We start from the raw sequence: 21,445 nt of genomic DNA on the forward strand, positions 1-21,445 counted from the left end.
GATGAATATTTTTATGAAATAATTATTAATTCCTATTTCTTATTGATATTTATATTATGCATTACTTTTTATTTTTATTATTTTCTGCATTTGTTAGTACGGGTTGTACTACAAGCAAAGTAGCTAAAACCAAATTAACTGAAATACATACTGATAATTTTCATGTTGATAGTAAACCAGTTAATAATAACTTGGTTTTTATGTTAGGAAAGCAATCTCGTTTTGAGATGGAAGTGCAAGAAGAAAAACAAAAATTTGGACAGATTTTTAAGATTGGTTTAAATGACTCAAAGTCATTAGTAAATAATCAATATCTCAATAATGATAACTCAACAATAAAGCCTATTCAAAAAATAAGTTTTACCATGCCTGTTCCTGAGCCATTTTGGAATGAAAAAAAACAAACAGTTGAATTTAAATGGAAACAAAAACCACATTATACCTTTGATGCTTATTAATACTTTAATATCAAGTTGAAATTTAATTTCATATGGAAAAATATGCGCATAGTAATCACTTTATTATTATCTTTTTTATTATTGGGTTGTGCAACTGATAACGTTACTTTTAGTGCGGGTGATTCAGGAAGTCACAGATTAGGGAGTCCTGTGTGTTCTACTTTAGTTTGTGGTAAAAATACCCGAACACCAGGAGAGCAAAAAGCAATTAATGAGGCTGTTCACGAACAACAACGTGCCATTATGCGGGGAGAAAAACCTGATTTACGGATTATGGCTTCTTATTAAAAACTAACATTATTATCAGCCAGTAATTACTACTGGCTGATAATAAATTTTTAGATATTATTAAAAATAAAATCAGCCCTATGGGCTGTTTCTATTTTAGGAAGCTCTATTAAATGATAATTATACTTTTTATAAACGGCTATCATAGCTAGATAAGTCTCTTTTGCTTCTTTTTCTGTTTGTTTCCTTTCTTTATCTTGAGTATAAATTTCAGTCCAGGGTGGTGCAATAAACACATTCGTTGAATAACGAAATAATGTAATTGCTTTATCAAGGTATTTTGGGATAGTTAAACCACACAGTAATAAATATCCTGCAATATCGGGGAGCCCTCTATCATAGAAATAAATTAGTTTTTTGTTAATTGCTTCATGCCATGAACGCAGCTCCCAAATTAGCATTGAATGTGCGAAAGCATTAGGATCTATCCATGGTAATGCATTTCCTTCGATAATACTTTGGTCTTGAATAATGGCTCTTCCTGCTTCTAAAGAACAAGGATAGCCTCTATTTTTAAATTCATTTATTAGTGTGGTTTTCCCAGAGCCAGGACCTCCAGTTAATATAATACGATGCGGTTTTTCAGACATAATAATTCCTAATAAGTTTATATAATTAATAATGATAAAGGGGGATGATATGTAGAGGAAGTTAACATGAGGGTGATTAGGGATTAAATATACATAAAAAAGGGAACTAGATAAAGTGTACTAACATGAAATGTTAATATAGTCTTGAGTATCTTATTTTGTGAGGACTCAAAAAGATAGCGTAATAATTTACGCTATCTTTAAAATAAAAAAATGAATGGATAAGGATTAAGGAATACACGGTTCAGGTGCATAGTGACTATTTGGGAAAGGGTTTGGTAAATAACTACACTTTTTCATCACTTTTTGTTGGCCTTCTTCTGATTCAAAAAGTGCAACACCAATTACTCCCTGATTTTTTTTATCACCTTGCGTATTATAATTTACATATCCCTCATCAGGAGAGCTAAAACGAAAAGCAGCAACTTGCTGATCATTTTTTCTAAATCCTTCAACAAATAACGTATCACTTGGTCTTAATAAATAACCTCTATTTTGATAAGAGCCCGCTGTACCGCTAATAACATCTAAACCATCAACAGTGATAATTACCTCATATATTTTGCGTGGGCTGGTATTATGTAAGAAAATAATATAACGATCATTCTCTTTACCATATAACAAGTGTTGGTTGTTTTGCGCACTATACAGTGGCATTGTTTTTTTATCTTCCGTTAATATAGATATCTGTACTGGGCTTTCATTTATACGTGTGTTTTTTGAATAAGAATCAGCAGGTTTTCCACTTTGATAGTATATTGAGGTTGTTTGTGAGGGAGTATCTGATAATCGATATGCATCAACATGCTGAGTAACAGAAGATAAGCTTTCTCCCCATTTTGTTGAAAGAGCTCTGTTTTCAGTTTGCTCGTTGGCGACACTTAAGCTTGTGGGATAATTTCTCTCAATTGTTGTACAGCCTGAGGTTAGTATTAAAATACTACTTAATAACGAAAGTGATGCGATGGTTTTAAATAGATTCATATTCTTGCTTTCCTTAGTATTTATACGAAATTCGTTTCTAAATTTTATTAATACTAAATTAGCGTTTGCTTTCTAATTTGTCTCTCAGCTAATTCTGAGGTTAGTCATATTTAAAAATAAATAGCTGTAATTTAGGCTAGTCTGAAGCTAAATGTTATAAATTTATAGATGGGTGTAACGAAGTACATGAAAAGCATAAGTATAACCTCTTTATTCTGAGTTTTATTTTCTCGTATTTCTCCTTGTTTTCTTATTTAGGCATTTTATGCCTATGGTTATATCGAATAGCAATTGAAAGAAGAAGGGTTTAATTCTATTATATAACGTATATGTTTTATTATGATCTGTATATAAGGATTGGTGTGGGTATTGTAAAAATTTCTGATGAATTACATGAGTACTTGCGAAAAGCAAGCAATGTGATGTCACGCTCTGTTAATGCTCAGGCAGAATTCTGGATAAAAATTGGTATTCAAGCAGAATTAAACCCAGATAAAACGTTTCCAATGATTATTAATGAAATGCTGAAAAAAGAGACCATCAAGCAAGAAGTCGAGTAAGAATAAAAGGAAAAATAATGGATAAGATAACGATTAAAACGACAGATGAAATTGAATTGATGCGCGAATCAGGACGTTTGTTAGCGCAAGTTTTTACAATGCTTGATGATTTTATTGTTCCCGGTGTTTCTACACTGGAAATTAACGATAAAGTAGAAGATTTTATTGTTAATGAACTTCATTCAAGGCCCGCAAGTAAAGGGCAATATGATTATGAATATGTTTTAAATACGTCTATTAATGAAGTTGTTTGCCATGGCGTACCAAAGGTAGATGAGCGTTTAAAAAGTAAAGATATTATAAATGTAGATATTACATTAGAAAAAAATGGATTTATTGCTGACTCAAGTAAAATGTATATTATGCCTGAGGCATCACCTATTGCGAGAAAGCTTGTACAAATAACGTATCAAGCAATGTGGGAAGGTATTAAAGAAGTAAAACCAGGGGCAACATTAGGTGATATTGGTCATGCTATTCAAAGTCTCGCACAAAGTCATGGATATAGTGTTGTAAGAGAATACTGTGGTCATGGAATCGGCAGAGAAATGCATGAAGCACCACAAGTATTACACTATGGTGTTAAAGGACAAGGTATTGAATTAAAAGAAGGTATGACTTTTACGATTGAACCAATGATAAACCAAGGTGGTGCGAAAATTAAAACTAAAAAAGATGGTTGGACGGTAGTCACTCGTGATAAAAAATTATCAGCTCAATCAGAACATACTATTTTAGTTACAGCGAATGGGTATGAAGTATTGACTTTACGTCCTGAAGAAACATTACCCTAATTGTTAATGCTTTTCTATTTCTAGCTATTTTAATAAAAAGTAAAGAGTATTTATATTTTTAATATCATTTCTTTTTTAAATTTAAATAGCTAGAAGAGAATTTCTGTTTGATTGTATTTTCATACCTCTATTAATCGATTAATGATTTACTTCAATATCTGAATAAAACTAAGTTGTAAATTAAACTTTTATCATTATATTCATATTAAGCTAATTATTGCTAAATAGTTGCAGGATGCAATTATCACCTTATAAAAACAAGGATGTAATATGGAAAATATATCAAAAGTATTAGCGGGGTGGGGATCTTGGATCGCTGATAATCAAGAGATTGTTAATTTATTGAGTGGCAATAAAAGGGACGTTATTCCTGAGAGGATAAGATTAAGAAAAAAATGTTGTCATCATAAAGCAATAATAATCAATGAATTAATGTCAATACTCAGGGAGCACAGTAGAGAGGAATATCAACTGCTTATTGACTATTATGTTTTTGGTAAAACATTTATTCAGCTTGCAAAATATGAATCGTGTTCAGATACTTATATTGGAAAAAAAATAAAAAAAGCAGAAGGTATAGTTGAAGGTATGTTACTGTTTTCTAGTCTTAATTAAGATTATCTGCAATAAATTAAAATAATGCTTTACGATCGTAAATTATAGATTAATCTAATCATACTTATAACAAGCAGAATATTAAAATGTAATATTGTATAATAATTTTTATATTCTAATTTTTGTTATAGGTATTGCTAATAGGATGTTTAGCAAATTAAATAAATTAATTTAAAACCAAGGAGTGGAAAATATGTCAACTTTATACCCGATTGTTTTAGTTCATGGTTTATCTGGATTTGATGATATCGTAGGTTATCCCTATTTTTATGGCATCACTGATGCATTAGAAAAGGATGGTCATAAAGTTTTTACTGCATCTCTTTCTGCATTTAATTCGAATGAAGTTCGTGGTGAACAACTTTGGGAATTTGTGCAAAAAGTGCTGAAAGAAACGAAAGCTAAAAAAGTAAACTTAATTGGTCATAGCCAAGGTCCATTAGCTTGTCGTTATGTTGCCGCAAAGCACGCTAAAAATATTGCCTCTGTAACGTCTGTCAATGGTGTCAATCATGGTTCAGAAATTGCCGATCTAGTGCGACGTATTATGCGTAAAGACAGTGTGCCAGAATATATTGCTGATGCAGTAATGAAAGCCATTGGTACCATTATTTCTACGTTTTCGGGTAACCGTGGTAATCCGCAAGACGCTGTGGCAGCATTAGAAGCATTAACAACCGAAAATGTTACTGAATTTAATAAAAAATACCCACAAGGATTACCGGAAGTTCGTGGTGGTGAAGGCAAAGAAATCGTAAATGGTGTTCATTACTATTCATTCGGTAGTTATATCCAAGGTTTAATTGCTGGTGAAAAAGGTAATTTACTGGATCCTACTCATGCAGCAATGCGCGTATTAAGTGCATTTTTTGCAGAGCGTCAAAACGATGGTTTAGTCGGTCGGACTAGTATGCGATTAGGTAAACTAATTAAAGATGATTATGCAGAAGATCATCTTGATATGGTAAATCAGGTTGCTGGGTTAGTAGGACGTGGAGAAGATATTATTGCCATTTATACTAATCATGCGAAATTCTTAGTAAGTAAAAAATTGTAACTCTTTATAGCAACCCATTAATCGTGATGTAATTAAATGGCTCTAATTTTTTATTAGAGCCATTTTTAGCTATGATATTATGAGCAATTCTTATTAACACTGATAGAAATACCATAACCTAATAAATAAAGAGCTTGTTCTAAGCTATCTACTTTTGATGTTTGATTAACTTCTAATAAACGCTCTATTTGTGCGCTAGATAGATTCATTTTCCTTGCAAGATCAGATTTTTTAGTTTTTGTTTCTAACATTGCATTATGTAAAGCAATTTTTAAACAGCTAATGAGCGGTAAATAAACAATAAAATCACCTGGTTGTACTTTTGATGGTACCGGAATAGGCATTTTGCTTGCAATAAACTCTTCAAGGCCGACATGTAAAATATCAGAGGCTTCTAGTTCAATATCATCTTCTGTATAAGCAACAGCATGTATATTATCAAAATCACGGTATGTAATTTCGTAGGTTTCACTTTCTTCATCAAAATGAGCGACTGCTGGATAGTTGAACATAAATAACCTTTTTAAAATTGAATACTAAATTCAGAATGAAATGACATAATTCAATATATTTTCAAAATAATGGTGTATAGCCCTAAAATGAAACATTATTTATCTAATTGATATTAAATAATATGTTAAAGATTAAAGCATATTTATCAAAATTTATCTTCATTTCTTGCTAGAGTGGGAAAAAAGGAAAGCAGACAAAATGTAGCATATCCGCTCCTTCCCATTTTTATTGCTATTACTAATCGATTTTAAGGTGTTTTTAGAAAGGAGTTATTTATGTATCCCGTTGATTTACATGCTCATACTATTGCCAGTACACATGCTTACAGTACAGTTAGTGAATATTTTCAGCAAGCTAAAAAGCAGGGGATAAAATTATTTGCAATAACTGACCATGGCCCTGATATGGATGATGCACCTCACGAATGGCATTTTTCTAATTTACCAGTGATCCCTCGTATTATCGATGGTGTGGGTATTCTTTATGGTATAGAAGCCAATATTAAAAATATAAAAGGTGAAACTGATTGTAGTGAGAGAATGAGCAATAAACTCGATATTGTACTTGCTGGATTTCATGATCCGGTCATGGGATCATTAGGTCTTGTGGATAATACAAAAGCTTTAGTGGCGACAATAACAAGTGGCATCGTTCAAATAATAACTCATCCTGGAAATCCAAAATACCCTATTGATATCATTGAAGTAGCAAAAGTAGCTGCAGCTTGTAATGTTGCTTTGGAAATGAATAATTCATCATTTATTCACTCTAGAATGGGAAGTGAGAAAAACTGTATAGAAATAGCAAAAGCGGTACGTGATGCAGGTGGATTAATTGCTTTAGGGTCTGACTCGCACATTGCATCTTCATTAGGCAATTTTGATCGAGTATTAGATGTATTAACTGAGATAGAGTTTCCTCAAGAGCGGATATTAAACACGACACCAAGAAGAGTGTTAAATTTTTTAAAATCACATGGTAAAAAAGAAATTCCTGAATTTAATCATTTCTAATGTGGTATTAAATAAATAATAAAAATAAGAAAGCTATCCTAAGATAGCTTTTTATTGAAAATAAAATTTAGAATTTATAAGTAAGTCAATGAATATAGATTATTGATGGAAAACAGTTAACTCCTGTTTTAGTCTGTCAGATTGTGTTTGTAAAGAGTCTAGTGAACCTACTAATTCTCTCGTCATTGTCGAGTTAGCTTGTGTTGTTTGATCTAATTGGTTTATTGCATCTTCAATTTGGACAATGCCATTACTTTGTTCATTGGTTGAAATAGAAATATCGTGGATCATTTCATTAATATTTTCAGTATGCTTAGAAATATCAACCATATTATCGTTTGCGTCAGCGGCTAACTGAAAACATTGATTTATTTTTTTGCTTGAATTAGCGACAAGGACTTTGATCTCTTTTGAAGCTAAATTACAACTAATTGATAATTCCCTAACTTCTTTAGCGACAACCGAAAACCCCTTACCATGTTCACCCACTCTAGCAGCCTCTACAGCAGCATTTAACGCTAATAAATTAGTTTGGAAGGCAATATTATCAATGGTAGAAGTTATATCATTAATTTGCTCAGAGAAAGTGACAACTTCATGCATGTTTTCAACTACATTAGCGAGCATTTCATTACTCTGATGGATCATTGAATCTGTTTTTGTTACGAGCTCGCATGATGTTTGTGTATTTTCTGCATGCTGTTTTGAGGTTACACTTAATTGTCTTATTCCTGCGGACGTTTCAAGTACTGCAGCCGATTGTTGTTCAACTCGTACCGCAAGATTGTTGTTCATAGCAGCAATTTCATTTAGCTCTGAATTGATAAGGCTTGCACTGTGATTGATGTTATTTACAATCTGTTTTATTTGATTCCGCATTTTTTCAATATTAGCAGTGAGGATATTTATCTCAAATAGACCTTTTGTTGTCACATTGGTTGCTAATTCACCATTACTGATGTCTTCGATATTTTTTATTATGGCATTTAGCGGTGAAATGAAATTTTTTCTTAACACAATCTGAACTAAGAAAGAGAAAATAACAATAAGGAACGTAATTATAATTAAGCTGTAAATAATTTTATCATAAAGTAGCTCTCCTTCATTTAATGAGTTGGTGTAATGTTTTTGTAATTGCTGATGATAGCGAGTGTAAGCCTGCTCAAAGTTATCTTGGTAGGATTGTGTCGGTTGATTTAAATACTCATATGTTTTGCCTTGTTCTAAAAAGGCTAAAAATTCAATGAGTGCGGCGTTAAGTTCAGTATATTTCTGTTCTAGTTGTTGTAAATAGTTTTCATTTTCAATGTTGTGAGGCACCTTTTTAAAACTTTCCCAAGCATTTTCGATATGTTGTAATTTTTCTTTAGTTTGTTGTAATAAAGCTGAAATATCAGTATTTGCAGTAGCCATTTTATTAATAATTAATAAATGACGAGAGCTTGCTCTATTTAAGGTATTACGTGTTTGTAGTAGGTTTTCCCAAGTAGTATTTAATAGTGATTGTTCATTATAGATATCATTTAGGTTGTTTAGATTTCTTCGGTAATCATTTACTGATGAAAGAAAGAGAATACAAGCTAAGCCAAGAAGTAAAACTAAAGAGCCTGTAATAAGCCAAACTAAAGTTGTTGTTTTTAAACTCGACATATTGAATGAGACGTTTGGCAAATAACGCTGTTTGAAGTTCTTAAACATGTAATGTTATTTCCTTTTTTATAAAAATATAACTATGTAATTTATTGATTTTTAAGTTTTATTTTTACTTCCTGTAATTGGTATAGACAAAGAGTTATAAGAAATGAGTAAACATATGCTTTTAGGTCACTCTTTGATTTAATGCCATATATCCTTTTGATATTTTTCAAATACTAAAAAGAGTATCGGCATTTTATAAATATTCTTTATGGTTATTTATTGTTCTTATTGATAAATTTATTAACTCAATTGTTTCCACTCTCTAATGTATTGATTTTTAATTAATTTTAATTAAGTATTAAACGTTGAAATAAAAAATAGAAATGATGTAATACGACTTTTTTAAGGAAAAACCTTAACCTGTTGATTTATTATTAATTTAATGTGACCTAATTTTTTATTTTTAAACAATTAGGTTTTAATAGCGTAAGTAATTCTATTCGTAAAATAAAAAAGTAATAATAATTTAAAGAGTTATAAATAAAATTATTTTTCTTCCGTATATAAGAATAAGTAAGAATTATTTGTGTGATGAGTAAAGATGAATAGAAAAGACGAAAGGAAGGGATAAGTAAGAAAACAGAGTTAACGACTATAAACGGAAGGTGTTAGCCTTCCGCTTATAGATAATAGTGATATTACAGATGAGACTAATGATGTATAAAAATTCAAATTAAGTAAAACATAAAAATTAGGAATAAAGATATTTTTAAAGTGAAATACCAGAGAAAGACATAAAGCCAAGCGACATCAAACCGACAGTGATAAAGGTGATACCTAACCCTCTTAATCCTTTAGGGATATCGGAGTATTTCATTTTTTCACGTAAACCGGATAGAGCAATAATTGCAAGTAGCCAACCCACACCACAACCTGCACCATATATAATTGATTCTGAGAACGTATAATCACGTTCAACCATAAATATAGTGGCACCAAAGATAGCGCAATGAATAGTCAATAAAGGTAGAAAAATTCCTAAAGAATGATAAAGCGAAGGAATAAATTTATCTAAAAACATCTCTAATATTTGAACTAAAGCAGCTAAAACGCCGATAAAAGTAATATATCTAAGAAAACTAAGATCAATACCTTCGACAATTACATCTTTTTTTAAAATAAAATGATAAATTAAGTTATTGATTGGTGTGGCAATAATGAGTAAAGCGGTAACGGTAAGGCCTAGCTTTAATGAGGTTTTAACCTCTTTCGAAACGGCAAGAAAAGTACACATTCCCAAAAAGAAACTGAGTGCCATATTTTCAATAAAAGTCGCCTTAATAAAGATATTAAGGTAATTTTCAAGCATAAATCCTCCTAGTAATAAATTTTTTTATTAATTGTAATAAAAACATCATATTAATATAAGTAGTATTATAAAAATATCTTTGATTTTAGATCCAAATGACATTTTTTGCCTAAAATAAGAGATTTTTTAAACATTAAATAAAAATTTATTGAGAAGATTATGAAAAAAATAAGGTTTATAAAAATTTAACACTGAAGTAAGTATTTCTGCATTATGGCACAGTTAATAAAATTTATTATTTTCTAGACTTATATCTATAGTTTATTATTTCGAAATGAGTGTTGTTTTTGATGTTTTGTTTTTTTAAAAATATGAGGTGATAAATTTTTACCTTATATGTTAATAAAAAGATTAAAGAAAAAAGTTATTTTGGTAAGACTAGTATCAAAATCAAATCATTCTGCCGTAAATCCTCGCCCAGTGCGGGCGGGAATATACGGCGAAAAAGCCCCAAGGGTTTTAGGGTAGGCTACTCTGAAGGGCAGTCACCATAAGTGTTTTATAGCTGTTTTTCTCAAGATCGCGTTCGTTAAAACCGAACTGTAGGGCTAAATTTTTTAATTGTTCAGTGTAAAGAGGGAGTTTGCTTTGGTCATCCGTCATGATAGCGAATTCAGCAAATGAACCTAACTTATCTAATTTATCTATAGTGATATGAAATTCATTTAAGAAATAGATTTCTCTTGATTTGGTGTAATTTAGAATGCAGTGATAACCTAGTGTTGTAAACATCGATACGGTTTTTTCCGCATCTTCAATACGTACCGCTTCACATTGTGATAAATCGGGACCTTTAACGATGAGAAGATTTATTCCAGAAGGTGACATTCTTCTTATACATAAACTTATGGTTAGTACAGGAAATTGGGTACTAATAGGCTCCATATACCAATCTGTTTCTTGATTTTCGGAAGCGAATAATGTTGCACCAGCGCCTTGCAATGCTTTGATAAAATCTTGTGGCTTTTGAAGATGATATTTTAGCTCTGCTTCAAATTTTCCTTGAAAGTGATTAGTCATAATTTTTTCCTAATTTATCGTTAACATATAATAACATTAACTCAAGCTTCTTCTGATTAGAAAATCAAACTTTAGTGTTATTTTAAGATAGATTTCTTTAATTATATTAAAGTTAAATTATTAGTGATGTTGATATAAATAATAATTAAAGTGAGTAAAAAGTAGAGTGAATGTGGAATAAATAGGGGAAAATCTGAATTATCATAAAACTAAAACTAAAACTAAAACTAAAACTAAAACTAAAAAGGGACATATTGTCCCTTTTATCATTTTTTATAAAACACCTTCAAACGGGTTCCAACTCTGATCGTTTTTGGCTTCTTTCAAGTAATATGCATAATTAGCAGTTATTGCCCATAAAATATTAACAGCGATACCGATAGCATTGATCACGCCGTTATTAACAGGTAATAATCCGACAATAACAAAAATAGCAATATTAATTGCGAATAGTGTTAATGCTTTACGCCATAACCCAAGAATAAGAAAGTAAATAAAACCAAAGAAAAATGCCCAGATATTCATTCCAATAAGAATGCGCTTGCCAAAAGGGAGTGCTTTATAGGCTGCTTTAAATTCTGGTGTTTTAGGCGAACCGTATTTATCAAAAAATGAAAAACGTTCTTGCCATTTTTCAGAATACTCATTATTCATGTTAATTCCTTTTACCCGTGTTGATTAAATATAGCTTTAATGGAAAGGAAAGTATTTTTACATAAATTAATATTGTGAACAATATAAATCTTTTAGAGATGATTAATATAGATGTTTATATAATAAATGCTAATGCGAGAGAGTTTAATATTATTTTCTAACGTTTTTCTAAGAATATATCGTTGATACGTACTCTTAAAAATAAAAATTATAAAATATTATTTTGTAGCCATTTTGTGAGATAAGGAATAAGAAATCTGGATTATAGCTTATTCCAGATTTCTTATGGAGAATGAAGCGAGCTATTAACGTACGACTAATACTGATGATTCCGCATAGCTAACCACAGACGATGCAGTAGAGCCCAGAAGGTAAGTTTTCATCCCAGGATTACGAGAACCGATAACAATGAGTTCTGCTTGCGTTTTTTTCGCTGTTTCTAAAATTTTATCGCGAGGATTACCAATAGAAACATAAAACTGGGTGGTACTGTTTGGAATGTCAATGTGCGATAAGTTTTCTTTTAGTGTTGATAGGGCAATTTCAATACGTTGCTTGTCACTTGCAAGTCTGTCTTGGCCAGCGAAGGCAAATCCAACAAAAGACTCATAACTTGGAATGACGGATAAAAAATGAATATTTAGTTTATCAGCAACAGATAGTGCTTTTAGGTGAGAAACAACTTTGTCTAATAAGCCAAGCTCTGTAAAATCAACGGGTACTAACACTGTTTTTGTCATAGTGGCTCCTAATTAACCTTTATTATGATTAGGGCTTTGATATTAATTTTTTTGTACATACAAACATCAGTTACTTACTAATCTTATCAGCCAAAATCAAAAACTGTACAAAAATTAGGAATATTTTTATTTTTTGCGAGTTATGTATTTTTTATATGAAAAAATGCAGAAAATAGTAAACTGATTGAGTCAGTATTCGGTAGGAGAAAATCTAAATTAGTTTATATAATATAAATAAGAGCTAGAAATGATAATAATAAGAAATTTTATCTATTATAAGCAATGTTAAAATTATTTTTATGCTATATAAAATAAATTAATTTATTAAAGTAATATCTTGTTTTTGTAATTAAATTTATAATTTTTATTAAATATGAAATAACACTATGGTAATTTTTAGTAAAAATAAGTAAGCAATTCTTATTGAGGATTTAATTTAAGATAATTACAAAATAACCTTTTTTTACAACGAGTTGTATTTTTTTAATTGTGTTTTATATCAATATATCCTTAATGATAATAAGTATTATTTAGTTATGGTGCAAATAAAAAAAACAGAGTGCAAATGAGATTGGTTTTTATTTTTATTACAGGGTAATCAATTGAAAAATTAAATAAAACTATATTTAAATAGCTATATTTTTATTTTTAAGTGTGCATAATATCCATAATGTTAATTTTCATCGTAAGGGACGTAAAATATGTTACATCAAGATATGATTAATAAATTGAATGAACAGCTTAATTTAGAGTTTTATTCGGCAAATCTTTATTTGCAAATGAGTGCTTGGTGCGACGATAAAGGATTTGATGGTGCGGCTAAATTTTTAAAAGCGCACTCTCGCGAAGAAATGGAACATATGCACCGCCTATTCGATTATTTAAGTGATACAGGTGCAATGCCTCTACTTGGTGCTATTGAAGCGCCACCATCAGAATTTTTATCATTATCAGATTTATTCGATAAAACCTATGAACATGAAAAGCATATTACAGCCGAAATTAATAAATTAGCGCATGTTGCAATGACTACTCAGGATTATTCGACTTTTAATTTCTTACAATGGTACGTTGCTGAACAGCATGAAGAAGAGAAATTATTTAAATCAATCCTAGATAAATTAGCGATGGTCGGTAACAGTGGTAAGGCTTTATTCTTGTTAGATAAAGATCTGAACACATTATCAACATCTGCACATGTTTAATTATTAACAATACGATTGATTATTAGATATTAAGATAATCTTAAGTTACTAAAGAGTATCCCCCTAATTGTAGCGCCCTGCTGTGAATAAACGGCAGGGCGTTTTTTTATTTCCTATTTTTATATTTGTTTGTTTTTTATGCAAATTGGATTTTTTGAGATATTATTTATACAGAGGGGGGATTTCACTTTTGACTTAATTTGGTTACGTATTGAACTGTTTAGACTGTCAATATGAGTATTATATTTTTTTGAAATGTAAAAATGAGTGATATTTGAAACAGAAACTGCTTTAAATAACATATATTTTGAGTGCTAGTTCACAACCTTTTATTTCAAATATCAAGAAGCGAAGATCTTGACGTAAATTTGCTATAAAATATTTCAATAAATAAAAAATCACCTGTAATTTAAGAGGTTATTATGTCATTAAACACACTTAAGACATCTTGGGGTAAATTATCAGCTATTGCTGTTTTATTCTTGGGTATGTCATACCAACAAGCTCTGGCGCATGCACAATTAAAATCGCAATTGCCTGCCGAAGGCGCTGCCATTGAACAGTCTCAAGCACCTAAAGTAATTACACTTGATTTTTCTGAAGGCATTGAACTTGCTTTTAGTAAAATTAAAGTCACTAATGCTGATGGAAAAGCGATCACTGTAGGTAAGTTAAGCTTAGATCCTGTGAACAACACTAAATTATTGTTACCTTTAGAAAGCGAATTAGCAGAAGGTAATTATTTAGTTGATTGGAATGTGGTTTCTGTTGATGGACACAAGACAAAAGGTTCTTATCAATTTAGTGTAAAATAATGACACCTGAAGACGTTTATATTTTATGCCGTTTCTTCCATTTTGTGGCAGTCATGTTTATGTTCGGACTGAGTTTTTCGGCTGCCATTCTCGCAAAAGATAAGTTTATTCCACTTATTCAAGTTCGCTTACGCCCAGCATTAGCGATCAGTACTATCACGGTTTTTATTACCACATATTTATGGATGACAGTGCAATCCGGTATTATGGGTGATGGATGGGAGGATGCTTGGTCACTAAATATATGGAAAGCGGTATTAGGTACTTCATTTGGTCAAATTTGGCAGTGGCAATTAGTATTAGCAACAATTGCTTTAGCTATACTATTTATACACCAACGTTATATTCGTAATATTGCATTATTAATTATTGCATCAATTATGTTGGTTCTACATGCCTCTATTGGCCATGGTGCAATGTTTACCGGTTCAGACGCGATATTTTATAAAATTAATCAAAGTATCCATCTTCTTAGCGCGGCATATTGGTTTGGTGGCTTATGGCCTTTTGTTGCTTGTTTACAGTTTTTACGTAATAAAGATGAACTTGCAGAAGGTATGATCAAGCCTATTATCGGTACAATGAAGCGATTTTCTTTATTTGGTCATATCGCCGTATTGCTTGTTATTATCACAGGTATTATTAGTGCGGTTATGCTAATTCCAGGTTGGCCTGTAACGCAATTATCATCCGAATATCAAAGCATGCTATGGCTTAAAATTAGTTTAGTTGTATTAATGCTAGGTTTAGCTGTAGTTAATCGTTATATTTTGGTACCTCACCTCCGTAAAAAAAATAATTTCCAATGGTTGCTGATTAATAGCTGGTTTGAACTATTACTTGGTACTATGGCTATTTTTACTGTTGCCATCTTTGCGATTAACTCACCGGTATAGATTGTTATATAATCATAAAAATCTAACTTCTTAATGAGACATGAACATGAAACGTTTCTTATTGGCGGGGATGTTAATACTTTTCTCTTTTCAGGCATTCTCTGCACCTATTTCCACTGTGAGTAAACTTCAATTTGGCGATAATTGGCCATTTACACGAGAAGAGGTGATGCTCAATTGTCGTGCTGATGGTGCATGGTTTGTGATTAATCCTGCTACATTAGTGCAGTATCCACTTAATGAAATTGCAATGAAACAAATGGAAAGTGGAAAAGTAAAAGCCCAATTAATTGATATTATCGTACTTCCTGATCCTAAATACCCTGAAAAGAAAAAGTCACTAGAACCTATACAAGGTGCACTTAAATCACTTTGTGACAATAATTAATCAAGTGATTGATATTATTATATGAGTCTTTTGTTTTTTATTTCATTGATTTAAATAAGAAAAGAATGAGTGGAAAATATTTTTAATAGAAAAGAGCGTGTTGCTATGTTGTTTACTGGATCTTTACATATTGTTAGCTAATATTTAACAGTGAGTTGTAAAGATAGAAAAGTCTGAGTTAATTCTCAATTTTGTTTATGCAGTAACCAGTAATCACTTTTTAGCGCACGGCTCGCAATGAGCCTTTTCCCTAAGCCAGATAAATGATTTATCTGGCTTTTTTTATTTCGCTTTAGCATCTCATTATGCCACTTTTAATATCCAATGATGGCTATCTTTGTCATAAGCATGACGATAAAGCAGAATATTTTTATCTTTTAATTGGGCTGGAATACTGGTGTTCTCATCCCATCCATCTAATTGCATACAAAACTCTTTATCATAATCGCATGGAATATGAATATAAGTTAATTGATTATCGGAAGAGTGTTTCAAAGTGATATCTTCGATTTCATAACAAGCAATTTTTAACGTTGTATTTTTCATGATATAGCTCCAGTTTAGGCGATGTTGTGTTGTGTTCCACTGATTTTGTTGGAACATTTCTTGTAAAGAATGCTTTTTGACCAAACAAAATTAAGCATAGTATAAATGGAATCTATTTCCAAAATATATCTTTAAAATAAAAAAAGCGGATCGTTTTTTGTGATCCGCTTTAAATAAATGGTTTAAAATGAGGCGAAATTATCTAATTTTTATGGTTTTGGTATGGCCGTTCCCCATTCATCCCAATCTTTGGGTTCTTTTGCATTTAATATAAAGTTTTGTTCCTGTTTGGCTTTCGCTTGCAATGGTGTGGAAGGTGGTGTTGCGAATGTAATTCCTCCACGTATAAATTGCTTGAATGTTCCACTGCGAATAACACCTCCCGTTAAACCAAACGAGAAATTATATCCAGAAGAGAGCCAGAACTCAGTGTTATTACGAATAAGGTATTGATATTTCTTACTAATTCTAATGTGAATTAATACTCTATCTGACATGCTTCCTAGCTCTAAACCTGTTACCGCGCCCACTTCAAGGCCTCGATAATAAATTGGCGTACCAATTTGCACAGAGCCTGCTTCAGTTGCATTTAGGACTAGGTTTAATCCATCAAGATAGCGGGAGTCAGTGATATTTGATGTCTGTAATTCAAACTGGCGATATACGCCACCATTACCAGGTTCTGCTTTAATGTAAGGCTGAATAAGAGAATCAAGGTTATCTAATCCTGAAGCCGTTAATTCTGGTGTGACAACAGCAAATCGGCTACCTGACCTTGCAAAGGTTTTTACATAATCAGGGTAAAGAACAGCAGATACTGTTACCGCTTTTCTATCAGATGAAAGAATGAGTGATTCAACTTGTCCAATATCAATACCTAAATAACGAATAGGCATGCCTTCAGATAGTTTACTTGCATCGTAGGTTTTTAAGGTAATCTGAGCACCAATAGCTCGCGCACTGGTTTCTGAAGAATAGAGTTTGTAGCGTGAAGCATTATTATTGATATTTTCAAAGTTATCGAAACTGATAGCGCCTTTTAATGCTCGATTTAATGGTGTAGCTTCAACAGTTAATCCCGAACCATTGACAGAAACTTTCGCTGCACCTTCGGTCCAGAAAACGCTTTTTTCCGTAAGAAGGTGACGATATTGTTTAGAAATATAAACATCAATATCAAATTCATCCATTAACGGTCTGACATCCGTGATTTCACCCACTTGGAATTGGTGATAAAGAACAACAGAACCTTTCTGAATACCTGGGAGACTTGACGCTTTTAACGTCAATGTAATGGGTAATTCATTACCATTGATGCTGGCTTTAGCAAAAAAATCGTTACGATAAAGGCGGTATTGTTCTTTTGGCGCGCCTTTATTGCCTTGGATAAGATGTATACCTCCTTCAAGCCATTCTTGAGGAGATGCTCCTTGAATATCAATACCGTTTAAACCCATATTGACGTTAATTCGGCTATTAGCAACAAACTTACTATTCTCATAAATATAATGCTTATATTCAGGAGCAATAATGGCGTCAAAGATAACACCGTCATCACTCATATTACGTTGAATAATTTGTCCAATTGTAATACCTCTAAAGAGAATAGGTTGCCCAGCATCAACACCCCAACTTTCTTCACTGGTGAGAGAAATAATTAAACCATCTTCACCATATATCGCTTTACCCGCATCCACAGAAGTTGCTGATTGTAAAACAAATTGTTGGTTTTCCTGTGCGGGCAGGCTATTTTCTGGAGAATCAAAAGCAATAGCACCATTAATTAAGGCAGAAACACTTTCCATTTTAACGGACACGCCACTTTTTAAATTAAAATTACCTTGAAATCCAGAAACATTCCAAAAATGACTGTCTTGGCGAATTAAGTGGGCATATTGTTTATCAATACTAAGTTCAATAAAAACACCTTGGTTATCAGGGCGAATGGCATAACTATATACTTTACCCACAGGGACTTGACGATAATAAACTTGAGAGTCAACATTCAGTGAGCCCAATTTATCTGCGGTTAAAGTAATCAACTGTTGGTTTTTATCAATGTTTGCTTGGGGACGAACGTCTTGTGCAATAAATGTAAACTGCTTTTCACCTTCACCAGGTAGCATACTGATATAGTTACCACCGACTAATGCATCTAATCCGGACACACCGGAAAGGCTCGCCTTAGGCGTTACAAGCCAAAACTGTGTGTTCTTACGTAGTGCGGTGGCAAGATCTTTACGGATATCCGCAGTGACAATAACGCGACGTAAGTCATCACTTAGCGTGACATCTTTAACAATACCTATATCAACGCCTTGATAGCGAATAGGTGTACGACCGGAGACAATCCCTGATGCAGATTGAAAATCAATAGTAATTTGTACGCCTTTGTCTTGCCAATGTTGGAAAAGTAGCCAACTTGCAATAAAAATAGCGATAACAGGAAGCAGCCAAAATGTCGAAATTTTACGTTTGCGGCGTATTTGGGCTTGTGTTTCCTGAACGTCGTTTTCTTCGTGTTGCATAAGTATCCCATAGTAAACGACTATCCAACCATTCAACGGCAAGGATAGTAAGAATAACGGCAGTACCAAAATAAAAAGCAGCAGGACCCATTGTAAATGTCATTAGTTGATCTCGATTAATTAATGACATCATTAGTGCGATAACAAAGAGATCAAGCATCGACCATCGGCCTATCCAAGAGACAAAACGGTATAATTTCATACGAAAAAGAGGATCAATACGAGAATGAAAATGAATACTTAATAATAAACCTAGCATGATAATAATTTTGAAAAAAGGTACAAAAATACTGGCGATAAAAACAATAATTGCAATCGGGGTATTGCCTGAATTCACTAAGGAAAGTACACCTGAAAAGATGGTATCTTCATGACGCTGGCCATTTAAATAAAAAATAGAAATAGGCAATAAATTTGCCGGTAATAATAAAATAATTGCTGTGATTAATGCGGCCCATGTCTTTTGTAAACTCATTGGTTGCCTTAGGTTATAGCAAGATCTACAGCGAGGACAATGCGTTGAGGGCGTTTTTTTAAAATGATAATGACAGGCATGGCATGTGGCAGGGCTTATCGAGATCTCTTTTTGTGGATAAAAGCGTTGCCAAAGTTGGTCCATATTAATGTTAATCAACATTAATAAGCTCAGTAGCATTAAAGAAACAAAGGCAATTAAACCATTACCAACATAAACAGTTGCGTAGTCACCTAATTTTATTGTTGCAACACCCAGCCCAATCAAATAGACATCTAGCATTACCCACTCTTTTAGTTTACCGAGCATTAATAACACGGGGCGTAAATTAAAACGTAAACGAGCGCCCAAATGAAGATATAAAATAGCAATAGGCAGACTGAGTGGTGCAGCAACTGCACAAAACGCAACCATGGTTGCAGTAAGAGGAGAACCTTGCTCTGACATCATACGAATACCATCAAGTACATTTGCGGTTATCATTGTACCTAATAGATAAATTTTGATTAATGGCTGAGTAAATGCGATTGATGCCAAAATTAACATTGTGATAGATAAAATTAATAGACGAGTTAATGACCAATCCCGATAAGAAGAGAGTTTGGCTTGGCAACGTGGACAATAAGCATCTTCGCCACGCTTAAGTGTAAGAGGAAGTGTCACAAGATGATCACACTCTTGGCAGTGTATTGATTTTGTTTCCACAGTTGCGTTATTGTTTACGGTATTGCTCATTAATTCGCCTAAGTTGACTTTCTTCAGACTTATCGTTTGATTAAGCTAAAAAAAAGTACCTATACTCAATGGTTCACAAGTTATCATTTTTATTATATTTACGCCTTTCATTTTACAATACTCAGTGTCTGATTTTTTTGTGAGTGTTAAGGGCATATTATCGTTTTTTACCTAATTCTTGAAAGTGGAGTATTCAACCTCAAGATAAAATAGGCTAAATTATGAGTATGTTATCTATTTTAGTTACGTAAATAAGGTTTAATGATGCCAAAATCGCTTTTTTATCAGGAACTCACTGATAATTTGTCAGCCTTGTTGTCTGGTGAAAATGATCTTATCGCATCACTTGCTAATACCAGCGCACTTCTTTTCGAGAAGTTAGATACGATAAATTGGGTTGGATTTTATCTTAATGATGGAGATTCATTAGTTCTTGGCCCATTTCAAGGCAAAATTGCTTGTGTCAGAATAGGTTTTGGGAAAGGAGTTTGCGGAACTGCATACTCTGAAAACAGAATTTTAAGAGTGAGTGACGTTCACCAATTTAGTGGTCATATTGCTTGTGACAGTGCAAGTCAGTCTGAAATTGTTCTGCCTTTAGAGGTAAATGGACAAATTATCGGCGTTCTCGATATTGATAGCCCTATTTTTGATCGTTTTGATAAAAAAGATGAAAATGGGCTTAAAGCGTTGTGTGACGTGCTCTGCGAGCATTTAAAAACTTGTCATACAGCAAAATATTGTGAATTTTGTGTAAGTTAACAGGCGTTTGCCATAGAAATTGTTGGCAACACTATTATAATGTCGCTTGTTCATGCCTGCGCTGGTTGGCAAAACCGTTGTAATCAGGAAATTTCATGGAAAATCAACCTAAGTTGAATAGTAGTAAAGAAATCATCGCTTTTTTAGCTGAACGTTTCCCTAAGTGTTTTATCGCTGAAGGCGAAGCTCGCCCTTTGAAAGTCGGTATTTTTCAAGATCTCGTTGAGAATCTGAAAGATGAGACTCAATTGAGTAAAACACAGTTACGTTCGGCATTACGCTTGTATACCTCAAGTTGGCGCTACCTTTATGGAGTTAAAGAAGGAGCAAAACGTGTCGATTTGGAGGGTAATGACTGCGGCGAGCTGGAAGCTGAGCATATTGAACATGCTCGTACACAATTAGCAGAAGCCAAGGCGCGCGTTCAAGCCCAAAGAGCTGAACAACGTGCTAAAAAGCGCGAAGCTGAAGGTGATAAGGAGACCAGTAAACGTCCGGCAGCGAAAAAGCCAAATAATACGCGTCGTCAGCCACCTAAAGACGGTGAAAAACGGCAGCCTCGTCCTCAAAAAGCGACTCAAACACCTCGTAAAGCACCACAACCAAACACTGAAAAGTTAATTCCAGTTACAGATACCTCAGTTCTTACTGTGGGTCAGTCGCTGAAAGTTAACGTCGGCAGTAGTGTGATGAGTGCGACAGTGTTAGAGATCGCAAAAGAGGGTGTACGTGTACAATTGCCTAACGGTTTGGCAATGAATGTACGCACGGAACATTTAAAGTTCTGATACGGAGGCCAACC

At 32.8% G+C, this 21,445-nt stretch carries 24 protein-coding genes; 13 read left to right on the forward strand and 11 right to left on the reverse strand.

Annotated features, from left to right (window positions below; genetic code table 11):
- Positions 1–56 precede the first annotated feature (56 nt).
- Both INT04_RS01885 and INT04_RS01890 read left to right on the forward strand, forming a co-directional pair.
- Entirely contained in the window at positions 57–458 is a 402-nt protein-coding gene (locus INT04_RS01885; RefSeq protein ID WP_193014444.1) for a hypothetical protein, read from the forward strand.
- A gap of 42 nt (positions 459–500) precedes the next feature.
- On the forward strand, positions 501–746 hold the full coding sequence (locus tag INT04_RS01890) for a hypothetical protein (protein ID WP_193014445.1): 246 nt from the start codon (positions 501–503) through the stop codon (positions 744–746).
- Positions 747–796: 50 nt separating this feature from the next.
- Here INT04_RS01890 and INT04_RS01895 read toward each other — a convergent pair whose 3' ends face one another.
- Positions 797–1,336, reverse strand: a complete 540-nt coding sequence (locus INT04_RS01895; protein WP_193014446.1) for an AAA family ATPase — start codon at positions 1,334–1,336, stop codon at positions 797–799.
- Between the two features lie 228 nt (positions 1,337–1,564).
- On the reverse strand, positions 1,565–2,320 hold the full coding sequence (locus tag INT04_RS01900) for a hypothetical protein (protein ID WP_193014447.1): 756 nt from the start codon (positions 2,318–2,320) through the stop codon (positions 1,565–1,567).
- Between the two features lie 362 nt (positions 2,321–2,682).
- On the opposite strand from INT04_RS01900, the gene INT04_RS01905 reads away from it, so the two are divergent.
- The 4 genes from INT04_RS01905 (at position 2,683) to INT04_RS01920 (ending at position 5,346) form a co-directional block, all read left to right on the forward strand.
- Entirely contained in the window at positions 2,683–2,880 is a 198-nt protein-coding gene (locus tag INT04_RS01905) for a ParD-like family protein (RefSeq protein ID WP_193014448.1), read from the forward strand.
- A gap of 17 nt (positions 2,881–2,897) precedes the next feature.
- Positions 2,898–3,674 (forward strand): type I methionyl aminopeptidase, encoded by a 777-nt coding sequence (gene map / locus INT04_RS01910; RefSeq protein WP_193014449.1) that lies wholly within the window; start codon positions 2,898–2,900, stop codon positions 3,672–3,674.
- Positions 3,675–3,944: 270 nt separating this feature from the next.
- Positions 3,945–4,289: an antiterminator Q family protein gene (locus INT04_RS01915; RefSeq protein WP_226893914.1), complete on the forward strand. Its 345-nt coding sequence runs from the start codon at positions 3,945–3,947 to the stop codon at positions 4,287–4,289.
- A gap of 193 nt (positions 4,290–4,482) precedes the next feature.
- Positions 4,483–5,346 carry a lipase family alpha/beta hydrolase gene (locus INT04_RS01920; protein WP_193014450.1) on the forward strand — a complete coding sequence of 288 codons (864 nt, stop codon included), beginning with the start codon at positions 4,483–4,485 and terminating at the stop codon, positions 5,344–5,346.
- Between the two features lie 77 nt (positions 5,347–5,423).
- Here the strand turns inward: INT04_RS01920 and INT04_RS01925 are convergent, their stop codons facing one another.
- Positions 5,424–5,858, reverse strand: coding sequence for a hypothetical protein (locus tag INT04_RS01925; RefSeq protein ID WP_193014451.1), 435 nt, complete (start codon positions 5,856–5,858; stop codon positions 5,424–5,426).
- A gap of 276 nt (positions 5,859–6,134) precedes the next feature.
- Between INT04_RS01925 and INT04_RS01930 the strand changes: the two genes are divergently transcribed.
- On the forward strand, positions 6,135–6,872 hold the full coding sequence (locus INT04_RS01930; protein ID WP_193014452.1) for a phosphatase: 738 nt from the start codon (positions 6,135–6,137) through the stop codon (positions 6,870–6,872).
- A 99-nt stretch (positions 6,873–6,971) separates the two neighbouring features.
- Here INT04_RS01930 and INT04_RS01935 read toward each other — a convergent pair whose 3' ends face one another.
- The 5 genes from INT04_RS01935 to INT04_RS01955 form a co-directional block, all read right to left on the reverse strand.
- Complete coding sequence (locus INT04_RS01935) at positions 6,972–8,570, reverse strand: methyl-accepting chemotaxis protein (RefSeq protein WP_193014453.1); 1,599 nt, start codon at positions 8,568–8,570, stop codon at positions 6,972–6,974.
- A gap of 709 nt (positions 8,571–9,279) precedes the next feature.
- Positions 9,280–9,879 (reverse strand): NADH:ubiquinone reductase (Na(+)-transporting) subunit E, encoded by a 600-nt coding sequence (gene nqrE / locus INT04_RS01940; RefSeq protein WP_193014454.1) that lies wholly within the window; start codon positions 9,877–9,879, stop codon positions 9,280–9,282.
- A gap of 459 nt (positions 9,880–10,338) precedes the next feature.
- Positions 10,339–10,899, reverse strand: coding sequence for a class IV adenylate cyclase (gene cyaB, locus INT04_RS01945; RefSeq protein ID WP_193014455.1), 561 nt, complete (start codon positions 10,897–10,899; stop codon positions 10,339–10,341).
- A gap of 273 nt (positions 10,900–11,172) precedes the next feature.
- Entirely contained in the window at positions 11,173–11,553 is a 381-nt protein-coding gene (locus INT04_RS01950; protein ID WP_193014456.1) for a DUF2628 domain-containing protein, read from the reverse strand.
- Positions 11,554–11,858: 305 nt separating this feature from the next.
- Positions 11,859–12,293, reverse strand: coding sequence for a universal stress protein (locus INT04_RS01955; protein ID WP_193014457.1), 435 nt, complete (start codon positions 12,291–12,293; stop codon positions 11,859–11,861).
- Between the two features lie 701 nt (positions 12,294–12,994).
- On the opposite strand from INT04_RS01955, the gene ftnA reads away from it, so the two are divergent.
- The 4 genes from ftnA (at position 12,995) to INT04_RS01975 (ending at position 15,597) form a co-directional block, all read left to right on the forward strand.
- A complete protein-coding gene (gene ftnA / locus INT04_RS01960) occupies positions 12,995–13,498 on the forward strand; it encodes a non-heme ferritin (RefSeq protein WP_193014458.1) in 504 nt (167 codons plus the stop codon).
- 422 nt (positions 13,499–13,920) lie between these two features.
- The gene (copC, locus tag INT04_RS01965) at positions 13,921–14,313 is read left to right on the forward strand and encodes a copper homeostasis periplasmic binding protein CopC (RefSeq protein WP_193014459.1); all 393 of its coding nucleotides are present in this window, start codon (positions 13,921–13,923) and stop codon (positions 14,311–14,313) included.
- On the forward strand, positions 14,313–15,209 hold the full coding sequence (copD, locus tag INT04_RS01970; RefSeq protein WP_193014460.1) for a copper homeostasis membrane protein CopD: 897 nt from the start codon (positions 14,313–14,315) through the stop codon (positions 15,207–15,209). The genes copC and copD overlap by 1 nt, the downstream gene beginning before the upstream one ends.
- A gap of 46 nt (positions 15,210–15,255) precedes the next feature.
- Positions 15,256–15,597 carry a YebY family protein gene (locus INT04_RS01975; RefSeq protein ID WP_193014461.1) on the forward strand — a complete coding sequence of 114 codons (342 nt, stop codon included), beginning with the start codon at positions 15,256–15,258 and terminating at the stop codon, positions 15,595–15,597.
- A 303-nt stretch (positions 15,598–15,900) separates the two neighbouring features.
- On the opposite strand, the gene INT04_RS01980 is transcribed toward INT04_RS01975, so the two are convergent.
- From INT04_RS01980 to yebS, 3 genes are all read right to left on the reverse strand, one after another.
- Positions 15,901–16,143, reverse strand: coding sequence for a DUF1480 family protein (locus INT04_RS01980; protein WP_193014462.1), 243 nt, complete (start codon positions 16,141–16,143; stop codon positions 15,901–15,903).
- A 209-nt stretch (positions 16,144–16,352) separates the two neighbouring features.
- Entirely contained in the window at positions 16,353–18,671 is a 2,319-nt protein-coding gene (locus INT04_RS01985; RefSeq protein WP_193014463.1) for a PqiB family protein, read from the reverse strand.
- Positions 18,613–19,881: a membrane integrity lipid transport subunit YebS gene (yebS, locus tag INT04_RS01990; protein WP_193014464.1), complete on the reverse strand. Its 1,269-nt coding sequence runs from the start codon at positions 19,879–19,881 to the stop codon at positions 18,613–18,615. The genes INT04_RS01985 and yebS overlap by 59 nt, the downstream gene beginning before the upstream one ends.
- A 264-nt stretch (positions 19,882–20,145) precedes the next feature.
- Here yebS and INT04_RS01995 point away from each other — a divergent pair, with 264 nt between their 5' ends.
- A complete protein-coding gene (locus INT04_RS01995) occupies positions 20,146–20,643 on the forward strand; it encodes a GAF domain-containing protein (protein ID WP_193014465.1) in 498 nt (165 codons plus the stop codon).
- Positions 20,644–20,738: 95 nt separating this feature from the next.
- On the forward strand, positions 20,739–21,431 hold the full coding sequence (proQ, locus tag INT04_RS02000) for an RNA chaperone ProQ (RefSeq protein ID WP_193014466.1): 693 nt from the start codon (positions 20,739–20,741) through the stop codon (positions 21,429–21,431).
- Positions 21,432–21,445 lie beyond the last annotated feature (14 nt).

Origin of the sequence: Proteus sp. FME41, assembly GCF_014897315.1 — a bacterium.
Classification (GTDB): domain Bacteria; phylum Pseudomonadota; class Gammaproteobacteria; order Enterobacterales; family Enterobacteriaceae; genus Proteus.

Bases quoted from the DNA above. Each gene is read 5' to 3' on its own strand.
- INT04_RS01885 (WP_193014444.1), top strand. From the start codon at position 57: ATGCATTACTTTTTATTTTTATTATTTTCTGCATTTGTTAGTACGGGT.
- INT04_RS01890 (WP_193014445.1), top strand. From the start codon at position 501: ATGCGCATAGTAATCACTTTATTATTATCTTTTTTATTATTGGGTTGT.
- INT04_RS01895 (WP_193014446.1), bottom strand. From the start codon at position 1,336: ATGTCTGAAAAACCGCATCGTATTATATTAACTGGAGGTCCTGGCTCT.
- INT04_RS01900 (WP_193014447.1), bottom strand. From the start codon at position 2,320: ATGAATCTATTTAAAACCATCGCATCACTTTCGTTATTAAGTAGTATT.
- map (WP_193014449.1), top strand. From the start codon at position 2,898: ATGGATAAGATAACGATTAAAACGACAGATGAAATTGAATTGATGCGC.
- INT04_RS01915 (WP_226893914.1), top strand. From the start codon at position 3,945: ATGGAAAATATATCAAAAGTATTAGCGGGGTGGGGATCTTGGATCGCT.
- INT04_RS01920 (WP_193014450.1), top strand. From the start codon at position 4,483: ATGTCAACTTTATACCCGATTGTTTTAGTTCATGGTTTATCTGGATTT.
- INT04_RS01925 (WP_193014451.1), bottom strand. From the start codon at position 5,858: ATGTTCAACTATCCAGCAGTCGCTCATTTTGATGAAGAAAGTGAAACC.
- INT04_RS01930 (WP_193014452.1), top strand. From the start codon at position 6,135: ATGTATCCCGTTGATTTACATGCTCATACTATTGCCAGTACACATGCT.
- INT04_RS01935 (WP_193014453.1), bottom strand. From the start codon at position 8,570: ATGTTTAAGAACTTCAAACAGCGTTATTTGCCAAACGTCTCATTCAAT.
- nqrE (WP_193014454.1), bottom strand. From the start codon at position 9,879: ATGCTTGAAAATTACCTTAATATCTTTATTAAGGCGACTTTTATTGAA.
- cyaB (WP_193014455.1), bottom strand. From the start codon at position 10,899: ATGACTAATCACTTTCAAGGAAAATTTGAAGCAGAGCTAAAATATCAT.
- INT04_RS01950 (WP_193014456.1), bottom strand. From the start codon at position 11,553: ATGAATAATGAGTATTCTGAAAAATGGCAAGAACGTTTTTCATTTTTT.
- INT04_RS01955 (WP_193014457.1), bottom strand. From the start codon at position 12,293: ATGACAAAAACAGTGTTAGTACCCGTTGATTTTACAGAGCTTGGCTTA.
- ftnA (WP_193014458.1), top strand. From the start codon at position 12,995: ATGTTACATCAAGATATGATTAATAAATTGAATGAACAGCTTAATTTA.
- copC (WP_193014459.1), top strand. From the start codon at position 13,921: ATGTCATTAAACACACTTAAGACATCTTGGGGTAAATTATCAGCTATT.
- copD (WP_193014460.1), top strand. From the start codon at position 14,313: ATGACACCTGAAGACGTTTATATTTTATGCCGTTTCTTCCATTTTGTG.
- INT04_RS01975 (WP_193014461.1), top strand. From the start codon at position 15,256: ATGAAACGTTTCTTATTGGCGGGGATGTTAATACTTTTCTCTTTTCAG.
- INT04_RS01980 (WP_193014462.1), bottom strand. From the start codon at position 16,143: ATGAAAAATACAACGTTAAAAATTGCTTGTTATGAAATCGAAGATATC.
- INT04_RS01985 (WP_193014463.1), bottom strand. From the start codon at position 18,671: ATGCAACACGAAGAAAACGACGTTCAGGAAACACAAGCCCAAATACGC.
- yebS (WP_193014464.1), bottom strand. From the start codon at position 19,881: ATGAGCAATACCGTAAACAATAACGCAACTGTGGAAACAAAATCAATA.
- INT04_RS01995 (WP_193014465.1), top strand. From the start codon at position 20,146: ATGCCAAAATCGCTTTTTTATCAGGAACTCACTGATAATTTGTCAGCC.
- proQ (WP_193014466.1), top strand. From the start codon at position 20,739: ATGGAAAATCAACCTAAGTTGAATAGTAGTAAAGAAATCATCGCTTTT.